The organism is Hydrogenophaga luteola, from assembly GCF_042648585.1.
Classification (GTDB): Bacteria; Pseudomonadota; Gammaproteobacteria; order Burkholderiales; family Burkholderiaceae_C; genus Hydrogenophaga; species Hydrogenophaga luteola.
In genome coordinates, this window is record NZ_JBHRXX010000010.1 from 255686 (window position 1) to 279545 (window position 23860).

The following is a 23860-nucleotide window of genomic DNA, read 5'->3' on the forward strand; positions in this document are numbered from 1 at the left end:
GGTGGCCTCACTTCACAAGTTGATTCAGTTGAATGATAGGCATCAGCACTGCCAGCACGATCAGCATCACGACCACGCCCATGGCCACGATCAGCAGCGGTTCCAGAATGGTCGCCAGGTGCATGGCGCGGCGCTGCACCTCGGCGCCGAGCTGAACGGCGGCGCGCTGCAGCATCACCGGCAGCTGCCCGGTCTGTTCGCCCAGCCGCGCGAACATGGACACCAGCGGCGGAAAGCGCTTCTTGCTGGCCAGCGCGGACGCCAGTGGCGCGCCCTCGCGCACCAGCACCAGTGCGTCCAGCGCGTCGGCGCGCATTGACCGGTTGGACAGGGTCTCGGCGGCGGTCTGCAGCGCGCGCAGGATCGGCACCCCCGCCGCCGCGAGCATGGCCAGCGTGGCAGCAAAGCGGGCCGCGTTGTAGCCGCGCGCCAGGCGCCCCACCAGAGGCAGGCGAAGCCAGGCCGAGTCCATGCGCAACCGCAGCGCGTCGTTGCGCCGGGCCAGGACCAGCCCCACGCCGGCCAGCACCAGCAGGCCCAGCATCAGCCAGCCGTAGCTGCGCACGAAGTCGCTGATGGCCAACATCACGACGGTCAGGAAGGGAAGGGCGCGCTTGCTGCCCGCGAACACGCCCGCCACCTGCGGCACCACGTAGCTGACCAGGAACACCACGATCACGATCGCCACCACCGTCACGATGGCCGGGTACAGCGAGGCGCCGATCAGCTTGTTCTTGAGGGCCTCTCGCGTTTCGAGATCGTCGGCCAGGCTTTCCAGCACCGTGCCCAGCTGCCCGCTCTGTTCACCGGCGGCGATGACGCCGGTGTAGATGGGCGAGAACTCGCGCGGATGCTGCCCGAGCGCGGTGGCGAAGGCCGCACCGGCGTTGACCTCGGCGCGCAGGCTGGCCACCAGGCGGCGCTGCTCGTCCTTTTCGGCTTCCTCGGCCAGCGCAGAGAGTGCGCGCTCCAGCGGCAGACCCGAGGACACCAGGCCGGCGAGTTGCCGGGTCCAGACCGCCAGCGTGGTGGCGTTGAACACGCGACCGCCCCAGAGCGTCATGTTCAGCCCGCTGCCACGGCCGCCGCTGTGGGACGACACCGCCGGCTCGACCGCCAGCGGCACCAGGCCCCGGCCCCGCAGCATGCTGCGCGCCGCCTTGGCGGTGTCGGCGTCGATCAGACCTTTCTGCGTCGCGCCCTGCGCGTTCAGCGCTTCGAAGGAGTAGGCGGGCATGAGAACGCTCAGTCTCGGGTGACGCTCAGGACTTCGGCTTCCGACGTGATGCCTTCGTCGATCAGCCGCTGGCCGTCGGCGCGCATGGTGCGCAGGCCCGCGGCTTCGGCAGCCACGAAGATCTTGCTTTCGGCGGCGCGGTTGTGGATGAGGGAGCGGATCTTGTCGCCGGTCACCAGCAGCTCGTAGATGCCGGTGCGGCCCTTGTAGCCGGACTGGTTGCAGTGCGCACAGCCCACCGGCTGCCAGCGGCCGTTGGCGTCCTGGCGCTTGCACTTCGGGCAGAGCTTGCGCACCAGGCGCTGCGCGAGCACCCCCAGCAGCGAGCTGCTCAGCAGGAAGGGCTCGACGCCCATGTCGATCAGGCGGGTGACGGCGCTGACGGAGTCGTTGGTGTGCAGCGTGGCCAGCACCAGGTGACCGGTGAGCGAAGCCTGGATGGCGATCTGTGCGGTCTCGAAGTCGCGGATCTCACCGATCATGACCACGTCCGGGTCCTGGCGCAGGATGGCGCGCAGGGCGCGGGCGAAATCGAGGTCGATCTTGGCGTTGACCTGGGTCTGGCCGATGCCGGGCAGCTCGTACTCGATCGGGTCCTCGACCGTCATGATGTTCTGCTGCGTCGCGTCCAGCCGCTGCAGCGAGGCGTACAGCGTGGTGGTCTTGCCCGAGCCGGTCGGCCCGGTCACGAGAATGATGCCGTGCGGCTGGTGGATCAGCTTCTCGAAACGTTCGAGCACATCTCCCTGCATGCCGACCGCCTCCAGGTTGAGACGGCTCTCGCTCTTGTCCAGCAGACGCAGCACCGCGCGCTCGCCATGGGCGCTGGGCAGGGTGGAGACGCGCACGTCGACCGCGCGCGTGCCGATGCGCAGGGAGATCCGGCCGTCCTGCGGCAGGCGCTTCTCGGAGATGTCCAGCTCGGCCATGATCTTCAGGCGCGAGATGAGTGCGGCGTGCAGCGCCCGGTTGGGCTGCACCACCTCGCGCAGCGTACCGTCGACGCGGAAGCGCACGCTCGAATGGCGCTCGAAGGGTTCGATGTGGATGTCGCTGGCGCCGTCGCGCGCGGCCTGGGTCAGCAGCGCGTTGAGCATACGGATGATGGGCGCGTCGTCCGCTGTCTCCAGCAGGTCCTCAATGGCCGGCAGCTCCTGCATCATGCGGCTGAGGTCGGCGTCGCTCTGCACCTCGCTGACCACCGCCGCGGCGCTGGACTCACCCTGGGCGTAGGCGGCGCTGATGCGCTGGGTCAGCAGTTCACCGGGCTCCCACTGCAGCTCCTCCACGTCGTGGCAGCGGAGGATCTCCGACAGCGCAGAGAGCCGGCGCGTCTGCGCATCTTCGTCTTCGGCGGCGCTGGAGCTGCCCCGCAGGGTCAGCCGCCCGTCCTCCTCTTCCAGCAGCCAGAGGTTCTCGCGCGCGAATGCGTAGGGCAGCGGGTGTTTCATCGTGGCTCCGTCAGTTCGACGGCGCGGCCGGTGGCGCAGGCGTGGCAGCAGGAGCGGCCGGGGGTGTGCTTTCGGGAGCGCGCTGCGGCGGCATGACCGGACCCACATTCACGGGAACCACAGCGCTGGAGGAAGGCTGCGCGTCCTTCTGCGCCGACCGCATCAGTTCGTAGCGGTCGAGCGAGAAGCTGTTGGTGGAGCGTGCGTCGCGCAATACCACCGGCCGCAAGAACACCATCAGGTTGGTTTTCTTGCGGTTGCGGCTCTCGCTCTTGAAGAGGTTGCCAAACAGCGGGATGTCGCCCAGACCAGGCACCTTCTCCTGGTTGCCGGAGTACTCGTCCTGCAGCAGGCCGCCCAGCACCACGATGCCTCCGTCGTCGACCAGCACGGTCGATTCGATGGTGCGCTTGTTGGTGATGAGGCCGGTGGTCGAGTTGACCGACGACGCCTGCACGCTGCTGACCTCCTGGAAGATGGTCATCTTGATGGTGCCGTTCTCGCTGATCTGCGGTTTGACGCGCAGCGTCAGGCCCACGTCCTTGCGCTCGATGGTCTGGAACGGATTGACGGAACCGTTGTTGCCGGTGCCGGCACCGGTGTTGGTGAACTGGCCGGTCACGAAGGGCACGTTCTGGCCGATCACGATCTTGGCTTCTTCGTTGTCCAACGTCAGCAGGTTGGGGGTGGACAGGATGTTGCCGTCGCCGTTCTGCTGCAGGAAGCGCGCCAGGAAGCCCAGCAGGTAGATGCCGTTGCGGCGCGAGGCCATGCCGAAGTTCAGCCCGGTCCCCGGCGCCTGGATGTTGGCGGTGTCGGCCTGGGCGATGGGCAGCAGGTTGGTCAGGATGTTGTTGCCGCCGGTGCCGAAGTTGGTGCCCAACAGCCCGACGGTGTTCTCGCCGAGGTTGCCCAGCGGGCCCTGCCACTGGATGCCGAACTCGGCCGCCTTGTCGGCGTTGACCTCGGCGATCAGGCTTTCCACATAGACCTGCGCGCGGCGCGAATCCAGCTGGTCGATCACGGCGCGCAGCTGGCGGTACTGCGGCTCGGGGGCGGTGATGATCAGCGCATTGGTTGCCGGGTCGGCCTGGATCTGGCCGCCGGTGGACGGGCCGGCGCTTGCCGTCACTGGCGTTGTGGCAGGGTTGGCGGCGGTGCTGGGCGTCTGAGAGGTGCCACCGGTGCTGTTGCGCACGGTCGTGACGCCACCCGACCCGGCTGCTCCACTGCTGCCTTCGCCGGCCATGGCCGCTCGCAGCGTGGTCGCGAGGTTGACCGCATCGGCATTCTTCAGATAGACGACGTGGATGTTGCCGGCCGCATCAATGCTGCTCGGGCGGTCCAGCTGAGCCACCAGGGATCTGGCCAGGGCCAGGCGCGCCGGGTTGGCGGCCCGCATCACGAGGCTGTTGCTGCGGGGTTCGGCGATCAGGGTGGTCTTGTACGAGGTGTCCCCCGCCTGCCCGGCGGCCGCTACCCCCGTGCTGCCGGGTTCGATCAGCTTGAGCACCATGGGGGCCAGGTCGGCCGCCAGGGCGTGCTGCAGCGGAATCACTTCCACGTCGGTGGCGCCAGCGACATCCAGCGACGCGATGATGCGCCCGATGCGCTGCAGGTTGTCGGCATAGTCGGTGATGACCAGCGAGTTGTTGCCCGGGTTGACGTTGATGGTGTTGTTGGGGCCGATCAGTGGGCGCAGAACGGGCACCAGATTGTTGGCCGATTCGTGGTTGAGGCGGAAGATCTGGGTGACGATCTGGTTGCTGGCGGGCAGCTGGCTGACCGGGCCGGCACTGACGGTGTTGCTCTGGAGCTTGGCGTCGGCCTCCGGCACGATCTTGTAAAGCCCCCCCGTTTCAATCAGCGAAAAGCCTTGCAGGCGCAGCGCGGCGGCGAACTGGTTGAGGGCCACGATGGGGGCCACCGGCCTGTCGGTCGACAGGTTGACGGTGCCCTTGACCCGCGGGTCCACCACGACATTGCGCCCGGTGATGGTGGCCATGGTGCGGGCCACGGCTTCAATCTCGGCGCCGACGAAGTTGAGCACGACCGGCTCGGCAGCGTTCTTGGACTGGGCCCATGCGGTCGGGGCGCCCAGGGTGCCGGTCAGCACGGCGAGCGCCAGTGCCAGCACGGCGGGGGAGTGGGTCGATTTCATCGGTTGATCCTATCGCGAAGTCTCGCTCTGGCTGTTAACCAAACGTCAACAGGGTACGGGCGCCGTCGCGGCGGCCAATGATGCTCAGCAGGTTGGCCAGCGCCGACTCCTGGCCTGGTGCGGCCGATGCCACGCCCCGGAAACGCAGGCGACCGCCCGACCACTGACCATCGCCATCGAGCAGCAGGCCGCCTTTGAGCGTGGCCAGTTTCAGTGCGGCGTTGTCTCCACCACCCTCCGAGCGGAACTCGACGCGGTAGCTGCCTAGGGGGCGCAGAGTGGATACGCGCGTGGCGAGGTCGTGGGCCTCCACCACCAGCAGCCCGTCCAGACGGGGGCGCCCGCCGTTCAGGGCCAGGGAGAACCCGGGCGACTGCAGCAGCAGTTGTCCGTCCATGCGCAGGGTGTTCCACGGTGTGCCCAGGCCCACCAGCATGGCGGCCGGCCAGCGGCTGCTGAAGGCGTCGACGTGCACATGCGCACCGCCGAAGCCGGGACGCAAGGCGATGGCCATCGGCTGTTCGGTGCAGCAGGGCGAGACCAGGCTCACGCGCAGCACCGGGCCCTGGGACCAGCCGGGACGCAGTTTCCAGCGAAGTCCCTGTGGCAGCGCCGTCTGCCCGCGGCTGCCCTCGCCGCCGCTCAGAAGCACATCGCCTTGCCCGCTCCACACCGTGCCCGCGGTGTTGAGCAGTTGCACTTTGCCGCTGGTGTAGTGCGAGAGCAGGGCGCCCACCCACAGGGCGGGCGCAAACGCGACCAGGGCGAGCAGCGCGCCGAAGAAGGCCCCCAGCCAGGCCCAGCGTGCGGGCTTGCGGTGTTCTGTCATTGGCCCAGTCCCGGACCGGCCAGCACCACCTGTCCTGTCCATGAGGGGTTGTTGCCGCTGCGCTGGAGCTGCACCTGCACCGGCACCACGCGGGCGTTCACGCGCACCTGCTGCAGCCACTGTGCCAGGGTCGCTGCCGGAATCTCCCGCAGGGTGACGGTGACGCGATCGCCCTGTTGCGCGAGCTGCGCGCCGGCGCCCAGTCCGCTGGTGGCCTGCTCCAGCGCCTGCCTGGCCACTTCGGGTGCGGGCACAGGGGCGGCGTTCTGGGTGCGGATGATTTCCGCGCTGGCCGCCAGTTCCTGCATGCGCCCCAAGGCCTTGTCCAGCTCGTTGTGCTGTGTGCGTGCCTGCCGCAGGGTGGACACGGCCGGTGCCAGCGCCACCCACCACAGGAGCGCCATCCCCACCACCCAGGCCGCAAGGCGCAGCGCCTTCTGCTGGCGGGCAGGCAGACCCTGCAAGGAGGCGCCGAGGCGCTGGCCCACCCGGGCGAAGGGCGAAGAAACAGTGATAGATCGTTTGGCAGACATCAGGGAGCCTTCGCCTGGACATTCAACATGCCCGAATCCGAGCTGACCTGCCAGCCCCGCGAGGCCATGGCCTGTTGCAGCGCCATCAGTCGGTCTTCGGGCAGACCCCCGATGCCCAGCCTTGCTTCGCCACTGAGGAAGTCGATGCTGCTCAGCGATGCGCCGGGCTCGGTTGTCGCGATGAAGGCGAGCATGCCTTCGAGATCCTGTGCCGACAGGGTGCCACTGGCCTGCTGCAGCCGGGTGAGTTCGCGCTGCATCTGCACTGGGGCGTCCAGCACGAGGCCGACTTCGGGGAAGGTGCTCTGCAAGGTCTGCCGGATAGCCTGCTGCTTGGCCTGAAGGGCCGAACGCTCCTTCCAGGCCATCGCGTTCACCCCACCCAGGACGGTCAGCACGAGCGCCGCCAAGGCCCATCGCGCCGGTTTCCATGGTGCGGCGCTGGCAAAGTGGCGCCATCCTTGCCGCATGCGCTGCGTGCGCCGTGCTCCGCTGGACAGCCGGAGATCGAACTGGGCGAGGTTCCAGTCGGACTGTGCGCAGCGCAGCAGCCAGTCGGCGGTCGGCATGAGGTCGAAGCGCTGGTTGCACACCTGTTCGGCCAGACCGATGATCGACGGGTCCGCGAACCAGCTCGTGGTGGCTGGGTCGGACGCCGCGGTCAGGGTGTACTCTGGGCCTCGGCCGGTTGAAGAGCCTAGGCTGCCGAAACTGGAGTCGCCGAAGGTGCTGGCCGGACCAAAGGAGCTGTCGGGGCCGAACCTGCTGTCGGTGCCGAACCGGCTGGTGGCGCCGTAGGTGCTCGAACCATTCTCGCGCAGGGGAATGCTGCGCACCCCCAGCGGGCTGGCGGTGGACAGCCAGACGCGGTTGCCTTCGTCGTGCGCCCAGTGCACGGTTTCACCGTATTCAGAACCTCCCGCCGACGTGGGCCAGAGGGCTGGCACGATGCGTGTGGCGGGCCGTCCCGCCGCTTCGAGGGCCTGGAGCCAGGCCTGGAGCCAGGCCTTGTTGCAGGCCGCGACCCAGAGCGTCTGCCCGGGACGGCTGCCCGGTTCGAGGGCCATGTGAAGCTCCGCGGGATCGTTGAGCAGCCGGTCCTCCAGCATCCCGTCCAGGGCGGCCTTCACGCGGGCGCTTGCCACCTTGGGCAGGGCCACCCGGTGCCAGGACACGAGACGGGGCGGCAGCATCAGGACAACATCGTCGTCGGCGGGCAGCAACGACAGCGCGCAGCCCCCGTGGTCCGACACGACCCGGCCGTTGGAAGAAAGCGCCCAGTCCAGCACCGAAGTCGATGTGGGCATGGCGGCGCTGAAGTTGGTCGGAGTGAGGATCAGCACGTGATAGAGGGGCTGCAATGCCCCGTGGGTACTGGGCGGAGGACTATTTTAGGGACGAGCCGGGGCCAGCGGATGAAGCGGGCTCTCATGATGGCGCCACCCGTTCGCGCCAGTGCACCCGGGTTCTCAAGCCATCACGTTGAACCAGCGAACGTTCTTCGATCACGGTGTCGTCCAGTCGAAGACGGATGTACACCTCAAAAAACCGGCTGCGCACATCATGGCGCTGGCTGCCGACCGATTGCTGACTGGCGCCAGGGATGCGCTGGATGGCATCCTCCAGTTTGGTGAACGGCGCGGTGTCCCGTGCAGCCACCACCTGCTGGGCCAGCGCCAGGTCCAGGCCCTGTACGCTGGCGCTGAGCACTTCGGGCGTGACTGTGTTCAGGTTGAGAAGGGTGCGTTCGGGTAGGACCGTCACATGAGGCCGCAGGGCCTGCAGGGTGGTCGGACTCAGGCCCAGCCAGGCCAGCTGAGCGAAGCGCTGGGGTGTCAGCGGCGAGGTGGACGGTTCCGGGTCATTGAGGGCCCGTTCGGTGGTCTTGAGCAGGTTGGCCGACGCCGCTTCCAGTTCGGGCTTGGGCAGGTTCAGCAGGGTGAACAGGCGCTCGAACATGGCAAGGTCGGTGGTCGACAGCTCGACCTTCGATTGCGAACCCGTCTGGCTGACCCTGACGAGGTTGCCGAAGTTCAGCTTGGATTGGGCATCCTTGATCTCGCCGGACAGAAACGCGGGCATCAGGTCGTCCGCGCTGTTGTTCTTGTCGGCGGCGAGAAAGGAAGACAGTCGGGCTTCTTCCAGAGGGGTCGCCCAGGGTTCGCCCAGGTGATCGGCGGCGCCACTGGTGCGGTTGCTGCGTCCGTCTTCGCGCAGGATGAGCCTCGCCCAGTCCAGGGCACCCACCAGGATCCAGCCGGCCTGAAGGCGTTGCCGTTCGGCGGCCTCGACTTCGGAAGAGCGCCACTGCTGCCAGAGAGCCGCCGAGGCCAGGGTCGCCACCAAGGTGACCGTGAGCATGGCCAGCAGCAGGGCGGCCCCGTGTTCTCTGGACGAAGCGTGCGTCTTCTTCATCAGCGTGCAGCCAGAAGGGACGGGCGCACCCAGTCGCTGGACAGCGTTCCGGAGAGGCCCCGTCCCGCCGAAAGCGTCAGCACCAGCCGCACGCCGTTGGGGATCGCGTCGTCGCCCCCCAGGGTGATGCCAGCGTTCTCGTTGCCGACAGACGACTGCGGGTTGCCCCAGGTTTCCCCGCGGTGATAGAACAGCTGCCATTGGTCGATCGCAGCCAGTGTGACCTGGGTGTCGCGTGGATCGATTTCTGCTGGCGAGTCGATCCAAGCCGCGGCCCGATCCCATGCATCGGCCAGCTCGTCACGGCGCTTGATCGGTCCGGATTGCCAGCGCATCCACTGGGTGCCGGCCGCATTGCCGGACTGCAGGCGGGCCCAGGCCACCACTCGGATGCCATCGCTGCGCAGCCCGCTCTCGGCGGCGTCCCGCCGGGTCAGCCGCAACACCCTGCCGTCGAACGCCAGCGGGCTGAGCTCCTTCGTGTCCACCAGTGCGTCCAGGTCGGCGGCCCATTGGCCCAGCGCCGCCTGCAACCGCAGCAGTTCGTCGGCCCGCTCCTGGGTCAGGGCCTGGGTTCGCTGCATGGCATCGATCGAGCGCCAGCTCAGCATGGCCAGCATGGACATCACCGCCAGCGCCACCAGCAGTTCGACCAGGGTGAAGCCCCGTTCGTGTGGCCGTGCAGTCGGGTTACCCGCGCGCATCAGTACCGCCCCATCACGGTCGACAGGCTCAGCAGCCGGACTTCGTTGCCATCAACCGCACCCTCCACGATCGCATCGACGCGCTGGAAATTCGGGTTGGGGGTGGGCTGCACCGACAGCCTCACTTTGAGGGTACGGCCCGCCTGCTGGCACTCGCTGGTGCTTTCACCGGTGCCCGGCAACTGCCGCAGCAGGCGCAGCCGGATGAGCTCGTTTTCGGCGCACAGCTGCGCCAGCCACTGGTCGCTCTGGCGTGCGGCGGCCCGTGTGAGCGCCGAGGTCGCCTGGGAGCCGGCGGCCAGCGCCACGGCCACCACGGCCAGGGCCACGAGGATCTCGATCAGCGTGAAGCCGCAGCTGTGCCGGTTCATGGCGTGGATGGATCAGCGATCACGGCAAAGGGTGCGAGGCCGTCTGTGCCCAGCACCAGGCGCTGCTCGCCTCGGGCCAGTTCTATGCGCTGGGCGGCGATCAGCGGTTCCGGCCCGAGCAGCAGCTCCGAAGTGCCGGGCGGCTGGACCACGCGCACCCGTGTTTCCGGGTGGAGCCAGCTGCGGGGTCGGGTCAGTGAGTCTGCCGACTTGGAACGCGATGTGATGCCCTGGAACTCGAAACCCTCTCCATTGGGTTTCCAGCGCACCGGCACGCCGCTGGCTCGCGACTGCGCTCTCGCCGACTCGAGCAGTGCGGCCAGCCGGAGAGACTCGTTCTCCAGCGCCGTGGAATCGCTGTCCCGCAAGGAAAGACTCACGCCGGCGGTGGCCAGCGCGATGATGGACACCACCACCAGCAGCTCCAGCAGTGTGAAGCCGCGTGTGCGGATGTTCACTGCCAGCTGCCGATATCGGCGTCCTTGCCCTCTCCGCCGGGTTGACCATCAGCGCCCAGCGACAGCACATCCACCTCGCCGTGCACACCGGGGTTCACGTACTGGTAGGGCTGGTTCCAGGGGTCGGCGGGCAGCTTGTCGAGGTAGGGGCGCCAGTTGGGCGGCACCGGCGCAGCGGTGGGCCGGGCCACGAGTGCGGTCAGGCCTTGCGCACTGGTGGGGAAGCGCTGGTTGTCCAGCTTGTACAGCTTGAGCGCCTGCATGAGGTTGTTGACGTCCGTCCTGGCGGCGGTCACGCGCGCATCGTCGGCACGGTTCAGGACGTTGGGCACGATGAGGGCTGCCAGCACACCGATGATGACCAGCACCACCATCAGCTCGATCAGCGTGAAGCCGCGCTGGCGCCGACCGTGCGCAGGCGAAGGACCAAGGGTGGGGATCGAAGTGACAGAGGCAGATTTCAAGACAGGCTCCCGGAAGCGCGCGGCGCGGTGCGCCGGAGAAGGTGGATGATAATGTGTTCATGCTCAAGACACCTTCCCTTGCAAGCCTCACGGCCGGCCTGCTCTGGCTGGTGGTGGCACTGCTTTCGGGTTACTGGATGTTGCAGTTGTGGGGCCGAGGACCGCTGGTTCCCGTGAGTGCTCTCGGCACCCCGCCGATCCAGTCGGACGCGGCGGGTGTTGCCCGCGTTCTCGGGGCCGTGCCCGAGGCGCAAGCGGCTGCTCCGGTGGCGCCGCCCCTGTCATCCCGTTTCAGGCTTCTGGGGCTGGCCAGTCAGCCAGACCAGAGCGGCTCCGCGCTGATTGCCATCGATGGACAGCCGCCGCGCCCCGTGGTGGTTGGTGATGTGGTCGATGGTGAACTCCGACTGCTCTCGGTCGGGCCCAAAGTAGCCCGCCTGGGCAAGACTCCTGGCGACCCGGCCGCGCTGGAGCTCAATCTCCCGGAGCTCGTGGAGTCCCGGTGAGCCATGCGCCATCTGCCCCCAGCCCGTCCGCCTCGCTGCTGGACCAGCTGGCGGCGGAACTGGGGCGATTCCCTCCGTTCGCCGAGATGGATTCGGGGCACGTCAGGGCTTTTGTGGAGGGGTCTCGGCAAGCGTACTTCGCTCCCGGCGAGGCGCTGGTGAGGCCCGAGGATGGACCCGCCAGCGAGCTGTTTTTCATCCGCCGCGGCGCGGTGGTGGGCAAACGGGGCCTTTCCGATGTCGCCGGCGGGGCGTTTGAATACGAGGCCGGAGATCTGTTCCCGATCAGCGCCGTGCTCGCCCAGCGCGCCACCAGCACCGCCTACCTGGCCACCGATGACACCTTCGTGCTGCGCCTGCCGGCCGAGCAGATGCAGGCCCTGGCGCAGCGCAGCCCGGTGTTCGGGGACTTCCTGAACCGGCGTGTGCTGCGGTTCCTGGAGCTTTCACGCGCGGCGCTGCAAGCGGCCTACGCATCGAGGGTCCTGGCCGAGCAGTCGATGGAAACACCGCTGGAGCGGCTGTGCCGCCACGCGCCCGTCAGCTGCGCGCCCGGCACGCCGCTGCGCCAGGCGCTGGAGGACATGCACCGGTTGCGCATCGGGTCTATGTTGGTGGTGGACGAAGGGCAGCGCCCCGTCGGCATCCTCACCCGCTACGACGTGCTGGACCGCGTCGCACTGGCCGGAGTGTCACTGGACGTGCCGATGTCGGCGGTCATGGTGGGGCCGGTGCACGCGCTGGAGTCTGACCGCTGCGCCCAGGAGGCGGCGCTGCTGATGTCGGCCAAGGGCATTCGCCATGTGCCCGTGACGCAGCAGGGGCGGCTGGTGGGCATCGTGTCCGAGCGCGACCTCTATGCCCTTCAGCGCATGAGCCTCAACCAGGTCAGCGAGCGCATCCGCCAGGCGTCAGATACCGCCGCACTCCAGGCGGCCGCCAGGGAGGTCCGCGAGTTTGCGCGGCACCTGCTCGGCCAGGGTGTGCAGGCGCTGCAGCTGACCCAGCTGATCAGCCACCTCAACGACCTGCTGACGGCTCGGCTGGTGGCGTTGAAGGCCGCCGAACACGGTATTGATCTGCAGCGTTTCTGCTGGATCGCCCTGGGCTCCGAGGGACGGGGTGAGCAGACCATTGCGACCGACCAGGACAATGCGCTGATCCTTGCCGACGACGTGGATCCTGGTGAGCGGGACGCCCTGTTGGGCATGGCACAGGACATCAACCAGGCCCTGGACGCCTGCGGCTACCCGCTGTGCAGGGGCAACATCATGGCCGGCAACCCAGGGTGTTGCCTCACGCTGTCCCAGTGGCAGCACCGTTTCGAGCAGTGGATTGAGCATGGGGCACCCAAGGATCTGCTCAATGCCAGCATCTATTTCGATTTTCGCGCCCTGACCGGGCAGGTGGGCCTGGCCACCGGTCTGCGCGGTTTCGTGACCCAGCGAGCGTCGGCCAATCCGCGTTTTGTGCGCCAGCTGGCGGTTAATGGTCTCGTGCAGGCTCCCCCGTTGAACTGGCGCGGCCAGATCGACACCACGCCCGTGGGTGGTCTTGACACGCTGGACCTCAAGCTGCAGGGCACGGCCATCCTGGTCGATGTGGCCCGGCTGTATGCGCTGGCCAACGGCATCGCAGCCACCTCGACCCGGGAGCGGTTCGAAACCGCGGGTCCGAAGCTCGGCGTCCCTGCCCGCGAATACCAGGCCTGGGTGGCCGGGTTCGAGTTTCTGCAGATGCTCCGTCTGCGTGCCCAGCTCGATGGCAGCTCGGTGGGCGACAACCCCAACCGCATCGCGGTGGGCGCACTCAACGACATCGACCGCCGCATCCTGCGCGAGACGCTGCGGGTGGTGCGCAGCCTGCAGCAGCGTGTGCAGCTCGACTACCAGCGATGAGTGCAGCGCTTCTGGCGTCCGTGCGGTCGTGGTGGGGGCTTCAGGATCCAGGAGCGCCTTCCGATGCTCGCCGCTGGGTGGTCGTCGATGTGGAAACCAGTGGACTGGACGCAAAGAATGACCGGCTCCTGGCCATCGCAGCCATCGGTCTCAGGGTTGGTCCTGCGCCGGTATCGCGGCCGGAGATCGTGCTGGGCGACAGCTTCGAGGTGGTGTTGCGTCAGGACGCGGTGTCCAATCGCGACAACATCCTTCTGCACGGTATCGGGGAACAGCGCCAGCGCGACGGTGTGGATCCTGCGGCAGCGCTGCAGGCCTTTGTCGACTTCATCGGCGAATCGCCGCTGCTGGCCTTTCACAGTGCCTTCGACGAGACCCTGATCGACCGCCATTGCCGGCGACACCTCGGACACCGACTGCTCAACCCATGGCTGGATCTGGCCGATCTCTGCGCCGTGACCCATGAGGAGGTGCAGGCCAGGTCGCTGGACGATTGGATGGCGCATTTCCACATCCAGTGTCCGGCCCGGCACCAGGCGTCCGCCGACGCGCTGGCCACGGCCGAGTTGTTGCTCCGGTTGTGGCCTCGCATCGCACTGGAGGGTGGTCGTTGGCGCGACCTTGTCAGGCTGGCCGGACGCCGGCGCTGGCTGGCCGAGCGCTGAGGGCGGACTGGGCCGCCGGTCAGTGCTGGAGCAGTTGCTGGGCCGCTTGCAGCAGCGGCCAGGCCAGCAAGGCCCCGACGCCCTCGGCGCTGCGCAGCTCCATGTCCAGCAGCGGATTGGCCTGGAGGTGGATCAGCAGGAGCCGGTGTCCAGGCTCGGCCGAGCGGTGAGCAAACACCAGGTAGTCCGCCACAGCCGGAACAAAAGCGCGAGCCACCAGCGCGGCGGTTCCGGCCACGAAGCCATCGACCAGCACCACCCGTCGCTCGCTGGCGGCCTGGATCATCGCGCCGCACAGCATGGCAATCTCGAAACCTCCCATGGCGGCCAGAGCCGCCGGCGCCGAGATGGCGCGGCGGTGCCTGCTGGCGGCGACGAACAGCCGCTCCAGCTTGCGCTGTCCGAACACCTCGTCGGCCTCCTGGTCCTTCCCGCAGGCATCGGACAGCGGAACCCCGCAGAGGCGGGACAACAGCAAAGCCGCCGAGGCTTCACCTGCAACGCCGATGCTGCCCAACGCCAGTACATTGCCAGGCAGGTGGCGCACCACATCCATGCCCGCCTGGATGGCTGCGCGTGCCTGCGCTGGCGACATGGCCGGTGCCAGTGCCGCGTTGCGGGTGCCGTAGCCGATCTTGCGCAGAAGAAGGGTGGCGGCGGTCTCGGTGCCCTCGGGCAGCTGCAGGTGATGCGCGACACCGGCATCCACCAGGGTCACATCGAAGCCATGGAGCCTGGCCAGCGCGTTGGCCGGGCTCCTGCCTGCGAGCAGCTCGCAAGCGCATTGATGTGTCAAGTCTTGAGGGGACTTTGATACACCTTCATCTGCTAGGCCGTGGTCGGAAGCAAACACCACCAGCTGGGGAGACTCGAGCCGACTCTCCTCCAGTCTGTGTCCGGAGAGGTGCTGGATGCGGGCCAGTTGCATGGCCAGTCCCTCAAGACGCCCAAGAGGTGGCTCCTGCCCATGGATGCCCCGCAGACGGTTCTGCACCATCTGGTCGAGTTGGGTGTTCGCCGTCTGAGACACTTCAGGCCATGGCGGCAATACCCGGTCGTCGCTGTCCGTTGACAGGTCCGCAAGGGGGCCGGGCCGTTGGTTCATGGGCTTGCTCAGCTCTTGAGAAACAGTCGATACACCGGATTGTGGGTCTCTTCCACGCAGGGGTAGCCCAAAGTCCCCAGAAACTTTGCAAACGCCTTGTCGTCTTTGGGCGGCACCTGCAGCCCGACCAGAATCCGGCCATAGTCGGCACCCTGGTTGCGATAGTGGAACAGGCTGATGTTCCATCCTGGACGCATCAGGCTCAGGAACTTCAGCAGCGCGCCGGGTCGTTCCGGAAACACGAAACGCAGCAGGCGTTCGTCCTGGGCCAGAGGCGAGTGGCCGCCCACCATGTGTCGGATGTGTTCCTTGGCCAGGTCGTCGTGCGTCAGGTCCAGCGACTCGAAACCCCGCTTGCGGAAGTTGCTGGCGATCTTGGTCGACTCACCTGGTCCTTGTGTGGTGAGACCAACAAACACATGGGCTACTTTCGCGTCACCAATGCGGTAGTTGAACTCGGTGATGTTGCGCGGGCCGCCGGGCAGCGTGTCGAACGACTCGAGGAAGCGCTTGAAGCTGCCCCGCTCCTCGGGAATGGTGACTGCGAACAGCGCCTCGCGTTCCTCGCCAACTTCTGCCCGCTCGGCGACAAAACGCAGGCGGTCGAAGTTCATGTTGGCCCCGCACAGGATGGCGGCGTAGGTCTCGCCCTTGGTCTTGTGCTTGGCCACGTACTGCTTCATGGCGGCCACGGCCATCGCGCCCGACGGTTCAACAATGCTGCGGGTGTCCACAAAAATGTCCTTGATGGCGGCACAGACAGCGTCGGTGTCCACCACCACGAACTCGTCCACCAGGCCGCTGGCGATGCGGAAGGTTTCTTCTCCCACAAGTTTGACCGCGGTGCCGTCGGCGAAGAGCCCGACGTCTCCGAGCGTGACCCTCTCTCCCGCCTGGACGGACTTCAGCATGGCATCCGAGTCGACCGTCTGAACGCCGACCACCTTGATCTCGGGGCGTACGGCCTTGATGTAGTTGGCCACGCCGGAGATCAGGCCTCCCCCGCCAATGGCGACGAACACCGCGTCCAGATGGTCTGACCCGAGGCTTTGCAGCTGGCGCAGGATCTCCATCGCGATCGTGCCCTGTCCCGCGATGACGTCCGGATCGTCGAATGGGTGGACAAAAGTAAGCCCTTCCTTTTTTTGGAGGTGAACCGCGTGCCCATAGGCATCGGAATAGCTGTCGCCGTGGAGCACCACCTCACCGCCAAAAGAGCGAACGGCGTCCACCTTCACCTGGGGTGTGGTGGTGGGCATGACGATGACCGCGCGCGTGCCCAGCTTGTGGGCACCCAGCGCGACGCCCTGCGCGTGGTTGCCAGCCGAAGCGCAGATCACGCCTTTGCGAAGCTGCTCGGTCGTCAGGTGCGCCATCTTGTTGTAGGCGCCCCTCAACTTGAAACTGAACACCGGCTGCTGATCCTCGCGCTTGAGGAGCACCTTGTTGTGGAGGCGGCGACTGAGGTTGCGGGCCGGCTCCAGTGCAGACTCCACAGCGACGTCATAGACGCGCGCATTGAGAATTCTGGTGAGATAGTCCGAAGGGCTGAGCGGGGCTCTGGTGCGAGGCGCCAGTGCCGCGGCCCCCTTCTTGTTGGATCGTGTGGTCATTGTTAGTCCTGTCCAACGATGATAGCGAGCCGAGGCCTCGAAAAAAAACCCGGACTGGTGGAACCGGTCCGGGTTTGAATCCACCCGTAGAGGGCAGAGGAGACAACCTTCAATACAATGCCGCTATTGTATCGAGAAATGCTGCGGCGCAACACAGTCCGACGTGTTTTTGCTAGCTTTTAGGGAGCTGACTCTCGATCTGTCAGATTTTTCACAACCGACACACCTATGGAATGCACCGTGACCTGGACCGGCGCCGCCGGCACCCGCTCCCACATGGGATTTGTCGCAGAAACCGGTAGTGGCCACGTTTTGACCATGGATGGCGCGCCGGATGCCGCCAAGCCTGAGAATGGAGGAGCGAATCTGGCGCCCAGGCCGATGGAAACTGTGCTGGCCGGGACGGGCGGGTGCACTGCCTACGATGTGGTCCTGATTCTCAAGCGGGGCCGCCATGATGTGCGGGGCTGCAGCGTGAAACTCACGTCCGAGCGCGCGCCGACTGATCCGAAGGTGTTCACACGGATCCACATGCATTTCACCGTGACCGGTCGGGCAATTCCCGCGGCTGCCGTGGAGCGCGCCATTGCGATGAGCCACGAAAAGTACTGCTCTGCCAGCATCATGTTAGGCAAGACTGCGGAAATCAGCACCAGCTTTGATCTGCTGGAGGGCTGAGCGGCCTGCCTTTGTCTAGATGCGGTGAGCCAAGGTGGTCATCACCTTGGCGGCGGCCTTCATGAGTACCTTGGCTGGCAAAGGTAGTTCCACTGCGCCCGCATGCTGGGCTTCCCGGGCATGCCGAGCCTCATCAGCTTTCATCTGGGCCACGATGGCACGTGATGCCTGGTCAGAGGTGGGCAGCCGGTCCATATGAGAGGCCAGGTGATCCTCGACCTGGCGCTCGGTTTCGACCACAAACCCCAGGCTGATGCCGGACCCCATCCGTCCGGCGAGCAGTCCGATTCCGAACGCCCCTGCGTACCACAGCGGGTTGAGGAGGGACGGGTGGGCGCCCAGTTCATCCAAGCGCTTCCGTGTCCAGGCCAAGTGGTCGGTCTCTTCCCTCCCCGCCGCTTCCAGTTGTTGCGCCAGTCGTTCTCGTTGTGGATGGGTGCTGTTGCGCGCAGCCATCGCCTGAGCGGTGTAAAGCGCTTGTGCGCACACCTCACCGACGTGGTTCACGCGCATCAGTGCACCAGATAGTGCCTTGTCCTTTGCACTCAGACGGGTGTTCTGGACTTCAGCCACTGTGTTGCAGGGGCGAGTCGTCCGCGGCTGTGCAAAGAGGGTTCGCAAAGCAGAGTCGGCAGCAACCAGAAGAGAGTCCATGGGTTTTGCGGTCATGAAAATTGGCAAATGGATTGTCGCTTGATGATTCGCACAAGGATGATTACTAATGTTCTAGGTAATCGCCCGAATAAGGGCTTTTCCTTGTTGTCCATGAACGACAAACAAGGCCGAAAGCTTTGCGCCCCTAAAGTCCTTCTGGTGCAATGAAGACACTTCCAGTAACGGAGGTTGGCTCGGAGGCTCAGACCGCCGGCCCATTCATTAACCTTGGAGATTCCCTCAATGAAAAAGACCCTGATTGCTCTGGCCGCTGTGGCTGCCACCGGTGCCGCGTTTGCACAGTCTTCCGTCACGATCTACGGCAAGGTCGACGTTGGCATTCGCAAGATGAGCGATTCTTCGGCTGATCTGTACACGCCCCATGGTTCGCGTTTGGGTTTCCGTGGTGAGGAAGATTTGGGTGGCGGACTGAAAGCCAAGTTCCAGATTGAGCACCGCTTCCGCCCTGACGATGGTACCGATGCAGGTTACACCGCTGCTTCCACCAACCCCACCACCGGTGTGACCACTCCTGCTGTGGCGCGGTTCTGGAACGGCCTGTCGACAGTTGGTCTGGCCGGTGGCTTCGGCGAGTTGCGCCTGGGTCGCTACTACAGCGCCAACTTCCTGGGGGCCAACAACAAGGCCGACCCGTTCGGTGGCGATGGTGCTGCAGCCCTGCGTGGTGTGGGTATGCTGACGACTGCTCCTTACATCCGGACTGCCAACGTCATTCACTACAGCGGTAACTTCAGTGGTGTGAACGTGGCCGTATCGACTGGCCTGAAAGAAGGCGCGGCGAAGGCCCACAACAGCATCGCGGTGGGCTACGCCAATGGTCCTCTGGACGTGGGGGTCGGTCGTGACAACGGTCAAGACGATGGCAACCTGACCAACCTGTACGCAACCTACGACCTGGGCGTTGCCAAGCTGGCCGTTGGTATGGGCCGCCGCTCCACCGCTGCCGGCGTCGACACCGACGGCCTGTTGGTTGGCGCCACCATTCCTGCTGGTCCTGGTCGTGTTCTGGTGGGTTACGCCCGCAACAAGACCGACGACGTGACCAACGCTTCCAAGGTGGGTCTGGGTTACTTCTACCCGCTGAGCAAGCGCACGACCATTGAATTCACTGTGGGCAGCGACAGCAAGGCCACCACCAACAAGCGTGGCTACGACCTGACTCTGCATCACAACTTCTGATGGTCTGTCGGCCAGCAAGCGCTGGCTGATGCACAAAAATCAAAGCCTGTCTTGGGAACAAGACAGGCTTTTTTTGTTCCTATCAGCGACCTTCTGTGCCGGTGCTGTTGGGGTGTCGCCAAAATCCCACAGCTTGCTATCTTTTTACGGGTTTTCCCTCGAAGTGGGAGAAGGCTCGCGCTACCATGAAGTGTCAGTTTCTCAACCGGGCTGCAAAGCCCAGCATTAAAGGATGTTGATATGAAGAAATCTCTGATTGCTCTTGCTGTTCTGGGTTCGGTGGCCGGCGTGGCCCAAGCCCAATCCTCCGTCAGCGTCTACGGCGTTGCTGACGCTGTGCTGCACAAGGACAAAGGCGTGTCCGCTGCTTTGACCTCGGGTGGTGTGAGCGGCAGCCGTCTGGGCTTCAAGGGCACGGAAGATCTGGGCGGTGGCCTGAAGGCCAACTTCCTGCTGGAGCACGGCTTCAAGATCGACACCGGCATGCAAGGTCAGGAAGGCGCTTCGTTCAACCGTCAGGCCTACGTTGGCCTGTCGGGTGGTTTCGGTGAGTTCAAGCTGGGCCGCATTTGGACCGCCTATGACGACATCTCTGGCGCTACCAACCCGGTGTTCGACTCTGTTCTGTCCCCGACCAATGTCTGGGCCAGCTCCGGCTACGCTGCCAACCCGTCCAACGGCATCTACTACGCTTCGCCGGCCATGGGCGGCGTGAGCGGTGCTTTCAGCACCAACCTGAAGGAAGGTTCGGGCAACCAGTCCAACGCTTTCCACGTCAAGTACGAAGGTGGCCCGGTGTACGCTGGCGTTGCTTACCAAGTGGACAAGACCGCCACTGGCGATACCAAGTTCACCCGCGTGAACGGTTCCTACGACTTGGGCGCTGCCAAGCTGCTGGCTGGCTACGGCAACGTGAAGGCCGGTAGCGTCAAGACTACCGACCTGACCTTCGGCGCCGACGTGCCGCTGGGCGCCAATCTGGTGCTGTCCGCTGGTTATGCCTCCTCCAAGACCGACGGTGCCGAGCGCCTGTCCGGCCTGGGTCTGGGCGTTGCTTACTCGCTGTCCAAGCGCACCACCGTTTACGGCGGCTTCCTGGACACGAAGAACACCGGTCCCGACACCCGTTACGGCTTTGGCCTGAAGCACACCTTCTGATGACGGCGGCTTCGGCCGCTTGAGTCTGAAAGTGAAAAAGCCACTTGGCAGCGCCAAGTGGCTTTTTTTTGTGCTTGTTGTTTACTGTTTGGGGGCAGATGCCGCACTGGGCTTGGCGGTTTTGTCGGTGGGTGACTTGGCGCTAACGACAGGTTTGAAGGCTTCGCCGTTCACCGTCAGACCTTCTGCAGACAACTTGGCTGCCCGCTTCTCGCCAATGCCGGGCATGCGTTCGATCAGGTCTGCCCAGTCCTTGAACTTGCCGTTCTGGCGGACTTCAAGGATTTTGGTCGAGGTGCCAGGGCCGATGCCCTTGATGCTGTCCAGATCGGCCGGATTGGCGGTGTTGACATCCACGGCTGCAAATGACGTGGCCGCGAACGCGGCGATGAACAGAGACAACAGCTTTTTGTACATGGGTTCCTCCTTGAAAATGAACGGGCTGTGTTGAGCGTGGGCGCTTGGGTGAGCCCACGGCGAAAAATGTATCGAATACCCTGATTTTTGACTTCCCCAGAGCGGGGTACGCACGGGCCAGAGGCGATAGACTGGAGTGCGGTTACTTTTTGTCGCAGAAACAAAGTTCGTGGGGTATGGATGCGCGGCGCAATGAAAAACCGTTTGATCAGGGCATTGCCGGGCGCTGTGGTGGTCTCGCTGCTCGTCGCCTGCGCGGCACATGCACCTCAGTTTGGAGAGCAGAGTCAGGCTTCACTCGCATCACCGAGCCGTGGTGAGGGCTCGTATCAGCAGGCGCAGTGGCGCACGGCCGTCGATGAACTGCTGAAAACTCCACCAGGCGGAGATGCCTGGCAACCCTTTCTTCTGCCCGGGAAGCGCTTCGCAGATTTTGAGTTGGCCGGGCAATCTGCGCGTGCGGCACTGTCGGTGAGCGCCGATGGATCGGTCAGCATTCTGCGCAAGCGGTTCGACAAAGCTCTTCCAGACGTCGACCGGATTGCTTTCTCGTGGAAGGTCGACGGTCTTCCCGACGATGCCCGTCTGGGTGAGGCGGGGAAGGACGATGCGCCTGTGCGGATTCTGCTGTCGTTCGACGGCGACCGAAGCAAGTGGACGGGGCGCAACCATCGCATGTCCGAAATGAGTCGTCTGCTCACAGGGGAAGAGTTGCCCTATGCCACGCTGATGTACGTCTGGGCGAACCACGATGCCCCAGAGACAGTCATCGTCAACGCACGAACCGACCGCATCCGCAAGGTGGTGGTGGAGAGCGGTGCGCAGCAGGTGGGACGCTGGCGGGACTATCAGAGGAACATCCGCGAGGATTTCGTCCGGGCATTCGGTGAGGAACCCGGACCCCTGCGTGCGGTGGCAATCATGACCGACACCGACAATACCCAGTCCAGCTTGCGCGCCTGGTACGGCAGCATGACTCTCACCGTTCGATGAGTCTTGTGGCATCTTGCCTAGGTGCTCCCTAGGGTTAGCACGCTTGGGTGGCTGGAACAGTTGTTGCAAAGTCTTTGTACGTTCTGCGGCTGCTCTCTATGGGTGCGGCCAGTGTCCAGCCACGCGTCTCAGATCGTTCTTCATGTTTGCATTTGTCTTACGACGCATGGCCCAGGCTGTGCTCGTCATGGTCAGCGTGGCGCTCATCGCCTTCATGCTGTTTCAGTACGTTGGCGACCCAGTGGTGTTTCTGCTGGGGCAGGACGCCACACCGGAGCAGATCAGGAACCTTCGCACCGATCTCGGGCTGGACCAGCCCGTGGTGGTGCAGTTCTGGCACTTTCTGGTCAACGCGGTGCAGGGTGAATTCGGCATCAGCTTGCGCCAGGGGGCCAAGGTCTCGCGCCTGATCGCCGAGCGCCTGCCTGCCACGGTTGAACTGGCGATGGTGGCCGCTGTGCTCGCCTTGCTGCTGGGCATCCCGATGGGGGTGTATGCGGCCCTGAAGCGTGGCACCTTTGTGAGTCAGCTGTTCATGACCGTCTCTCTGCTGGGGGTGTCCCTGCCAACGTTCCTGATCGGCATCTTGCTGATCCTGGTGTTCGCTGTGAACCTGGGCTGGTTTCCGAGCTTTGGTCGTGGCGATGTGGTCCAACTGGGATGGTGGAGCAGCGGGCTGCTTACCGCCAAGGGGTGGCACCACATTGTCTTGCCGGCGCTGACGCTGGCGATCTTTCAGCTCACGCTGATCATGCGCCTGGTCCGGGCAGAGATGCTGGAGGTGCTGCGCACCGACTACATCAAGTTCGCCCGCGCTCGTGGGCTGACCAACCGGGCGGTGCACTTCGGCCACGCGTTGAAGAACACGCTGGTGCCCGTGATGACCATCACCGGCCTGCAGCTCGGGGGGCTGATTGCTTTTGCCATCATCACCGAGACGGTGTTCCAGTGGCCTGGCATGGGCCTGCTGTTCATCCAGGCCGTGACCTTCGCCGACGTTCCGGTGATGGCCGCCTATCTCTGTCTGATCGCATTGATCTTTGTCGTGATCAACCTGGTGGTCGATCTGCTCTATTTTGCGGTCGATCCCCGTTTGCGCATTGAAAGGGCCGGAGCCCACTGATGATGCCTCACACCTCCCGCATCCGCGCCCATGGCCGCGCGTTCGCCCACATCGCGGCCCTGCACCCTGAACTGACGGCGCTGCGCCGCGAGCTGCACGCCCACCCGGAACTCGGTTTCGAGGAGCACTACACCGCCCGGCGGGTGGTCGAATCCCTGAAGGTCTGTGGTGTGGATGAGATCCACACACAGATCGGCAAGACCGGCGTGGTGGCGCTGATTCACGGACGCCGCCGGGACAGCGGTCGGATGATCGGACTGCGCGCCGACATGGACGCGCTGCCGATGACCGAGCTCAACGACTTCGCCTGGAAATCGACCCGGGCGGGTCTGATGCACGGCTGCGGACACGACGGGCACACCGCCATGCTGATCGGTGCGGCCCGCTACCTGGCCGAGACGCGGCGCTTCGACGGCACGGCGGTCCTGATCTTCCAGCCGGGCGAAGAAGGCTTTGCAGGCGCCAAAGCCATGATCGAGGACGGGCTGTTCGAGCGCTTTCCGGTGCAGTCGGTCTACGCCATGCACAACTGGCCGCAGATGCGGCCCGGTACCGTGGGTGTGAACCCCGGGCCGATGATGGCTGCGGCTGACCGCATCACCATCGAAGTCACCGGCAAGGGGGGACACGGTGCGCACCCCTACCTCACGGTGGACCCGGTGCTGGTCTCGGCCCACATCATCACGGCGGTGCAGAGCATCGTCTCGCGCAACGTGCGGGCCATCGACAACGCGGTCATCAGCCTGTGCTCGATGCAGGCGGGCGATCCAGGGGCCTTCAGCGTGTTGCCTGGCAAGGCCACGATGGTCGGTACGGTCCGCACCTTCAGCCCCGAGATCCAGTCGCTGGTCGAGCGGCGGTTGAACGAGGTGTGCTCCGGCGTAGCGCTGGGTCTGGGCGCCTCGGCGCACGTGCGATACGAGCGCATCTATCCCGCCACGATCAACACGCCCGACGAGGCCCGGTTCGCCACCCGCGTGGCGCGCGATCTGGTGGGCGACGAGCATGTCGACTCGGAAATGGACCCCAGCATGGGCGCCGAAGATTTTTCCTTCATGCTGCAGGTCAAACCCGGCGCCTACCTGCGGCTGGGGCAGGGCGGTGAGGGCAGCTGCTTCCTGCACAACAGCCGCTACGATTTCAACGACGAGGTGCTGCCGCTGGGTGCGGCCCTGCACGCCGGCCTGATCGAACAGGGCATGCCCCTGTCCGACGACACCCCCTGAG

The 23860-nt window shown here is 65.4% G+C and carries 24 protein-coding genes; 9 read left to right on the top strand and 15 right to left on the bottom strand.

What is annotated here, in order from left to right:
- Positions 1-7 precede the first annotated feature (7 nt).
- The 11 genes from gspF to gspG form a co-directional block, all read right to left on the bottom strand.
- The gene (gspF, locus tag ACFOPI_RS23100; RefSeq protein WP_382179431.1) at positions 8-1237 is read right to left on the bottom strand and encodes a type II secretion system inner membrane protein GspF; all 1230 of its coding nucleotides are present in this window, start codon (positions 1235-1237) and stop codon (positions 8-10) included.
- Between the two features lie 8 nt (positions 1238-1245).
- Positions 1246-2688, bottom strand: a complete 1443-nt coding sequence (gene gspE / locus ACFOPI_RS23105) for a type II secretion system ATPase GspE (RefSeq protein ID WP_382179434.1) — start codon at positions 2686-2688, stop codon at positions 1246-1248.
- Between the two features lie 10 nt (positions 2689-2698).
- Positions 2699-4849, bottom strand: a complete 2151-nt coding sequence (gene gspD / locus ACFOPI_RS23110) for a type II secretion system secretin GspD (RefSeq protein WP_382179437.1) — start codon at positions 4847-4849, stop codon at positions 2699-2701.
- Positions 4850-4883: 34 nt separating this feature from the next.
- Positions 4884-5678: a type II secretion system protein N gene (gene gspN / locus ACFOPI_RS23115; RefSeq protein WP_382179441.1), complete on the bottom strand. Its 795-nt coding sequence runs from the start codon at positions 5676-5678 to the stop codon at positions 4884-4886.
- Positions 5675-6211 (bottom strand): type II secretion system protein GspM, encoded by a 537-nt coding sequence (gene gspM / locus ACFOPI_RS23120; protein ID WP_382179443.1) that lies wholly within the window; start codon positions 6209-6211, stop codon positions 5675-5677. The genes gspN and gspM overlap by 4 nt, the downstream gene beginning before the upstream one ends.
- Positions 6211-7554 (bottom strand): type II secretion system protein GspL, encoded by a 1344-nt coding sequence (gspL, locus tag ACFOPI_RS23125; protein ID WP_382179445.1) that lies wholly within the window; start codon positions 7552-7554, stop codon positions 6211-6213. The genes gspM and gspL overlap by 1 nt, the downstream gene beginning before the upstream one ends.
- Before the next feature lie 85 nt (positions 7555-7639).
- Positions 7640-8626: a type II secretion system minor pseudopilin GspK gene (gspK, locus tag ACFOPI_RS23130; protein WP_382179448.1), complete on the bottom strand. Its 987-nt coding sequence runs from the start codon at positions 8624-8626 to the stop codon at positions 7640-7642.
- On the bottom strand, positions 8626-9330 hold the full coding sequence (locus ACFOPI_RS23135; RefSeq protein ID WP_382179450.1) for a PulJ/GspJ family protein: 705 nt from the start codon (positions 9328-9330) through the stop codon (positions 8626-8628). Before ACFOPI_RS23135 ends, gspK begins: the two co-directional genes overlap by 1 nt.
- Entirely contained in the window at positions 9330-9701 is a 372-nt protein-coding gene (gene gspI / locus ACFOPI_RS23140; RefSeq protein WP_382179452.1) for a type II secretion system minor pseudopilin GspI, read from the bottom strand. The genes ACFOPI_RS23135 and gspI overlap by 1 nt, the downstream gene beginning before the upstream one ends.
- Positions 9698-10159 carry a prepilin-type N-terminal cleavage/methylation domain-containing protein gene (locus ACFOPI_RS23145; RefSeq protein ID WP_382179455.1) on the bottom strand — a complete coding sequence of 154 codons (462 nt, stop codon included), beginning with the start codon at positions 10157-10159 and terminating at the stop codon, positions 9698-9700. The genes gspI and ACFOPI_RS23145 overlap by 4 nt, the downstream gene beginning before the upstream one ends.
- Complete coding sequence (gene gspG / locus ACFOPI_RS23150; RefSeq protein WP_382179816.1) at positions 10156-10599, bottom strand: type II secretion system major pseudopilin GspG; 444 nt, start codon at positions 10597-10599, stop codon at positions 10156-10158. The genes ACFOPI_RS23145 and gspG overlap by 4 nt, the downstream gene beginning before the upstream one ends.
- Positions 10600-10682: 83 nt before the next feature.
- Between gspG and ACFOPI_RS23155 the strand changes: the two genes are divergently transcribed.
- The 3 genes from ACFOPI_RS23155 (at position 10683) to ACFOPI_RS23165 (ending at position 13692) form a co-directional block, all read left to right on the top strand.
- Positions 10683-11129 (top strand): type II secretion system protein N, encoded by a 447-nt coding sequence (locus tag ACFOPI_RS23155; protein WP_382179457.1) that lies wholly within the window; start codon positions 10683-10685, stop codon positions 11127-11129.
- The gene (locus tag ACFOPI_RS23160) at positions 11126-13027 is read left to right on the top strand and encodes a DUF294 nucleotidyltransferase-like domain-containing protein (RefSeq protein ID WP_382179460.1); all 1902 of its coding nucleotides are present in this window, start codon (positions 11126-11128) and stop codon (positions 13025-13027) included. The genes ACFOPI_RS23155 and ACFOPI_RS23160 overlap by 4 nt, the downstream gene beginning before the upstream one ends.
- A gap of 77 nt (positions 13028-13104) precedes the next feature.
- Entirely contained in the window at positions 13105-13692 is a 588-nt protein-coding gene (locus tag ACFOPI_RS23165) for a 3'-5' exonuclease (protein WP_382179463.1), read from the top strand.
- A gap of 19 nt (positions 13693-13711) precedes the next feature.
- Here ACFOPI_RS23165 and ACFOPI_RS23170 read toward each other — a convergent pair whose 3' ends face one another.
- Together ACFOPI_RS23170 and ilvA are read right to left on the bottom strand one after the other, a co-directional pair.
- Positions 13712-14797, bottom strand: a complete 1086-nt coding sequence (locus tag ACFOPI_RS23170) for a nicotinate-nucleotide--dimethylbenzimidazole phosphoribosyltransferase (RefSeq protein ID WP_382179466.1) — start codon at positions 14795-14797, stop codon at positions 13712-13714.
- A gap of 8 nt (positions 14798-14805) precedes the next feature.
- Complete coding sequence (ilvA, locus tag ACFOPI_RS23175) at positions 14806-16410, bottom strand: threonine ammonia-lyase, biosynthetic (protein ID WP_382179818.1); 1605 nt, start codon at positions 16408-16410, stop codon at positions 14806-14808.
- Positions 16411-16638: 228 nt separating this feature from the next.
- Between ilvA and ACFOPI_RS23180 the strand changes: the two genes are divergently transcribed.
- Complete coding sequence (locus tag ACFOPI_RS23180; protein WP_382179468.1) at positions 16639-17088, top strand: OsmC family protein; 450 nt, start codon at positions 16639-16641, stop codon at positions 17086-17088.
- Positions 17089-17103: 15 nt separating this feature from the next.
- Here ACFOPI_RS23180 and coq7 read toward each other — a convergent pair whose 3' ends face one another.
- Positions 17104-17757: a 2-polyprenyl-3-methyl-6-methoxy-1,4-benzoquinone monooxygenase gene (gene coq7 / locus ACFOPI_RS23185; RefSeq protein WP_382179471.1), complete on the bottom strand. Its 654-nt coding sequence runs from the start codon at positions 17755-17757 to the stop codon at positions 17104-17106.
- Between the two features lie 228 nt (positions 17758-17985).
- On the opposite strand from coq7, the gene ACFOPI_RS23190 reads away from it, so the two are divergent.
- Both ACFOPI_RS23190 and ACFOPI_RS23195 read left to right on the top strand, forming a co-directional pair.
- Entirely contained in the window at positions 17986-18942 is a 957-nt protein-coding gene (locus ACFOPI_RS23190) for a porin (RefSeq protein ID WP_382179473.1), read from the top strand.
- Between the two features lie 240 nt (positions 18943-19182).
- Positions 19183-20100: a porin gene (locus ACFOPI_RS23195; protein ID WP_382179475.1), complete on the top strand. Its 918-nt coding sequence runs from the start codon at positions 19183-19185 to the stop codon at positions 20098-20100.
- 81 nt (positions 20101-20181) lie between these two features.
- On the opposite strand, the gene ACFOPI_RS23200 is transcribed toward ACFOPI_RS23195, so the two are convergent.
- Positions 20182-20517: a ComEA family DNA-binding protein gene (locus ACFOPI_RS23200; protein WP_382179478.1), complete on the bottom strand. Its 336-nt coding sequence runs from the start codon at positions 20515-20517 to the stop codon at positions 20182-20184.
- A 192-nt stretch (positions 20518-20709) separates the two neighbouring features.
- On the opposite strand from ACFOPI_RS23200, the gene ACFOPI_RS23205 reads away from it, so the two are divergent.
- The 3 genes from ACFOPI_RS23205 to ACFOPI_RS23215 all read left to right on the top strand — a co-directional run bounded on the left by ACFOPI_RS23205 (position 20710) and on the right by ACFOPI_RS23215 (position 23859).
- Positions 20710-21510 carry a DUF3047 domain-containing protein gene (locus ACFOPI_RS23205; protein ID WP_382179481.1) on the top strand — a complete coding sequence of 267 codons (801 nt, stop codon included), beginning with the start codon at positions 20710-20712 and terminating at the stop codon, positions 21508-21510.
- A gap of 142 nt (positions 21511-21652) precedes the next feature.
- Complete coding sequence (locus tag ACFOPI_RS23210) at positions 21653-22633, top strand: ABC transporter permease (RefSeq protein ID WP_382179484.1); 981 nt, start codon at positions 21653-21655, stop codon at positions 22631-22633.
- A complete protein-coding gene (locus ACFOPI_RS23215) occupies positions 22633-23859 on the top strand; it encodes a M20 aminoacylase family protein (RefSeq protein WP_382179487.1) in 1227 nt (408 codons plus the stop codon). The genes ACFOPI_RS23210 and ACFOPI_RS23215 overlap by 1 nt, the downstream gene beginning before the upstream one ends.
- The last annotated feature ends 1 nt before the right edge of the window (position 23860 follow it).

What these genes read in the sequence shown, in the direction of transcription:
- ACFOPI_RS23205 (WP_382179481.1), top strand. Translation starts at nt 20,710, where the DNA reads ATGAAAAACCGTTTGATCAGGGCATTGCCGGGCGCTGTGGTGGTCTCG.
- ACFOPI_RS23135 (WP_382179450.1), bottom strand. Translation starts at nt 9,330, where the DNA reads ATGCGCGCGGGTAACCCGACTGCACGGCCACACGAACGGGGCTTCACC.
- ACFOPI_RS23200 (WP_382179478.1), bottom strand. Translation starts at nt 20,517, where the DNA reads ATGTACAAAAAGCTGTTGTCTCTGTTCATCGCCGCGTTCGCGGCCACG.
- gspF (WP_382179431.1), bottom strand. Translation starts at nt 1,237, where the DNA reads ATGCCCGCCTACTCCTTCGAAGCGCTGAACGCGCAGGGCGCGACGCAG.
- ACFOPI_RS23170 (WP_382179466.1), bottom strand. Translation starts at nt 14,797, where the DNA reads ATGAACCAACGGCCCGGCCCCCTTGCGGACCTGTCAACGGACAGCGAC.
- ACFOPI_RS23180 (WP_382179468.1), top strand. Translation starts at nt 16,639, where the DNA reads ATGGAATGCACCGTGACCTGGACCGGCGCCGCCGGCACCCGCTCCCAC.
- ACFOPI_RS23215 (WP_382179487.1), top strand. Translation starts at nt 22,633, where the DNA reads ATGATGCCTCACACCTCCCGCATCCGCGCCCATGGCCGCGCGTTCGCC.
- gspN (WP_382179441.1), bottom strand. Translation starts at nt 5,678, where the DNA reads ATGACAGAACACCGCAAGCCCGCACGCTGGGCCTGGCTGGGGGCCTTC.
- gspE (WP_382179434.1), bottom strand. Translation starts at nt 2,688, where the DNA reads ATGAAACACCCGCTGCCCTACGCATTCGCGCGCGAGAACCTCTGGCTG.
- coq7 (WP_382179471.1), bottom strand. Translation starts at nt 17,757, where the DNA reads ATGACCGCAAAACCCATGGACTCTCTTCTGGTTGCTGCCGACTCTGCT.
- gspK (WP_382179448.1), bottom strand. Translation starts at nt 8,626, where the DNA reads ATGAAGAAGACGCACGCTTCGTCCAGAGAACACGGGGCCGCCCTGCTG.
- gspD (WP_382179437.1), bottom strand. Translation starts at nt 4,849, where the DNA reads ATGAAATCGACCCACTCCCCCGCCGTGCTGGCACTGGCGCTCGCCGTG.
- ACFOPI_RS23190 (WP_382179473.1), top strand. Translation starts at nt 17,986, where the DNA reads ATGAAAAAGACCCTGATTGCTCTGGCCGCTGTGGCTGCCACCGGTGCC.
- gspI (WP_382179452.1), bottom strand. Translation starts at nt 9,701, where the DNA reads ATGAACCGGCACAGCTGCGGCTTCACGCTGATCGAGATCCTCGTGGCC.
- ACFOPI_RS23210 (WP_382179484.1), top strand. Translation starts at nt 21,653, where the DNA reads ATGTTTGCATTTGTCTTACGACGCATGGCCCAGGCTGTGCTCGTCATG.
- gspM (WP_382179443.1), bottom strand. Translation starts at nt 6,211, where the DNA reads ATGTCTGCCAAACGATCTATCACTGTTTCTTCGCCCTTCGCCCGGGTG.
- ilvA (WP_382179818.1), bottom strand. Translation starts at nt 16,410, where the DNA reads ATGACCACACGATCCAACAAGAAGGGGGCCGCGGCACTGGCGCCTCGC.
- ACFOPI_RS23155 (WP_382179457.1), top strand. Translation starts at nt 10,683, where the DNA reads ATGCTCAAGACACCTTCCCTTGCAAGCCTCACGGCCGGCCTGCTCTGG.
- ACFOPI_RS23195 (WP_382179475.1), top strand. Translation starts at nt 19,183, where the DNA reads ATGAAGAAATCTCTGATTGCTCTTGCTGTTCTGGGTTCGGTGGCCGGC.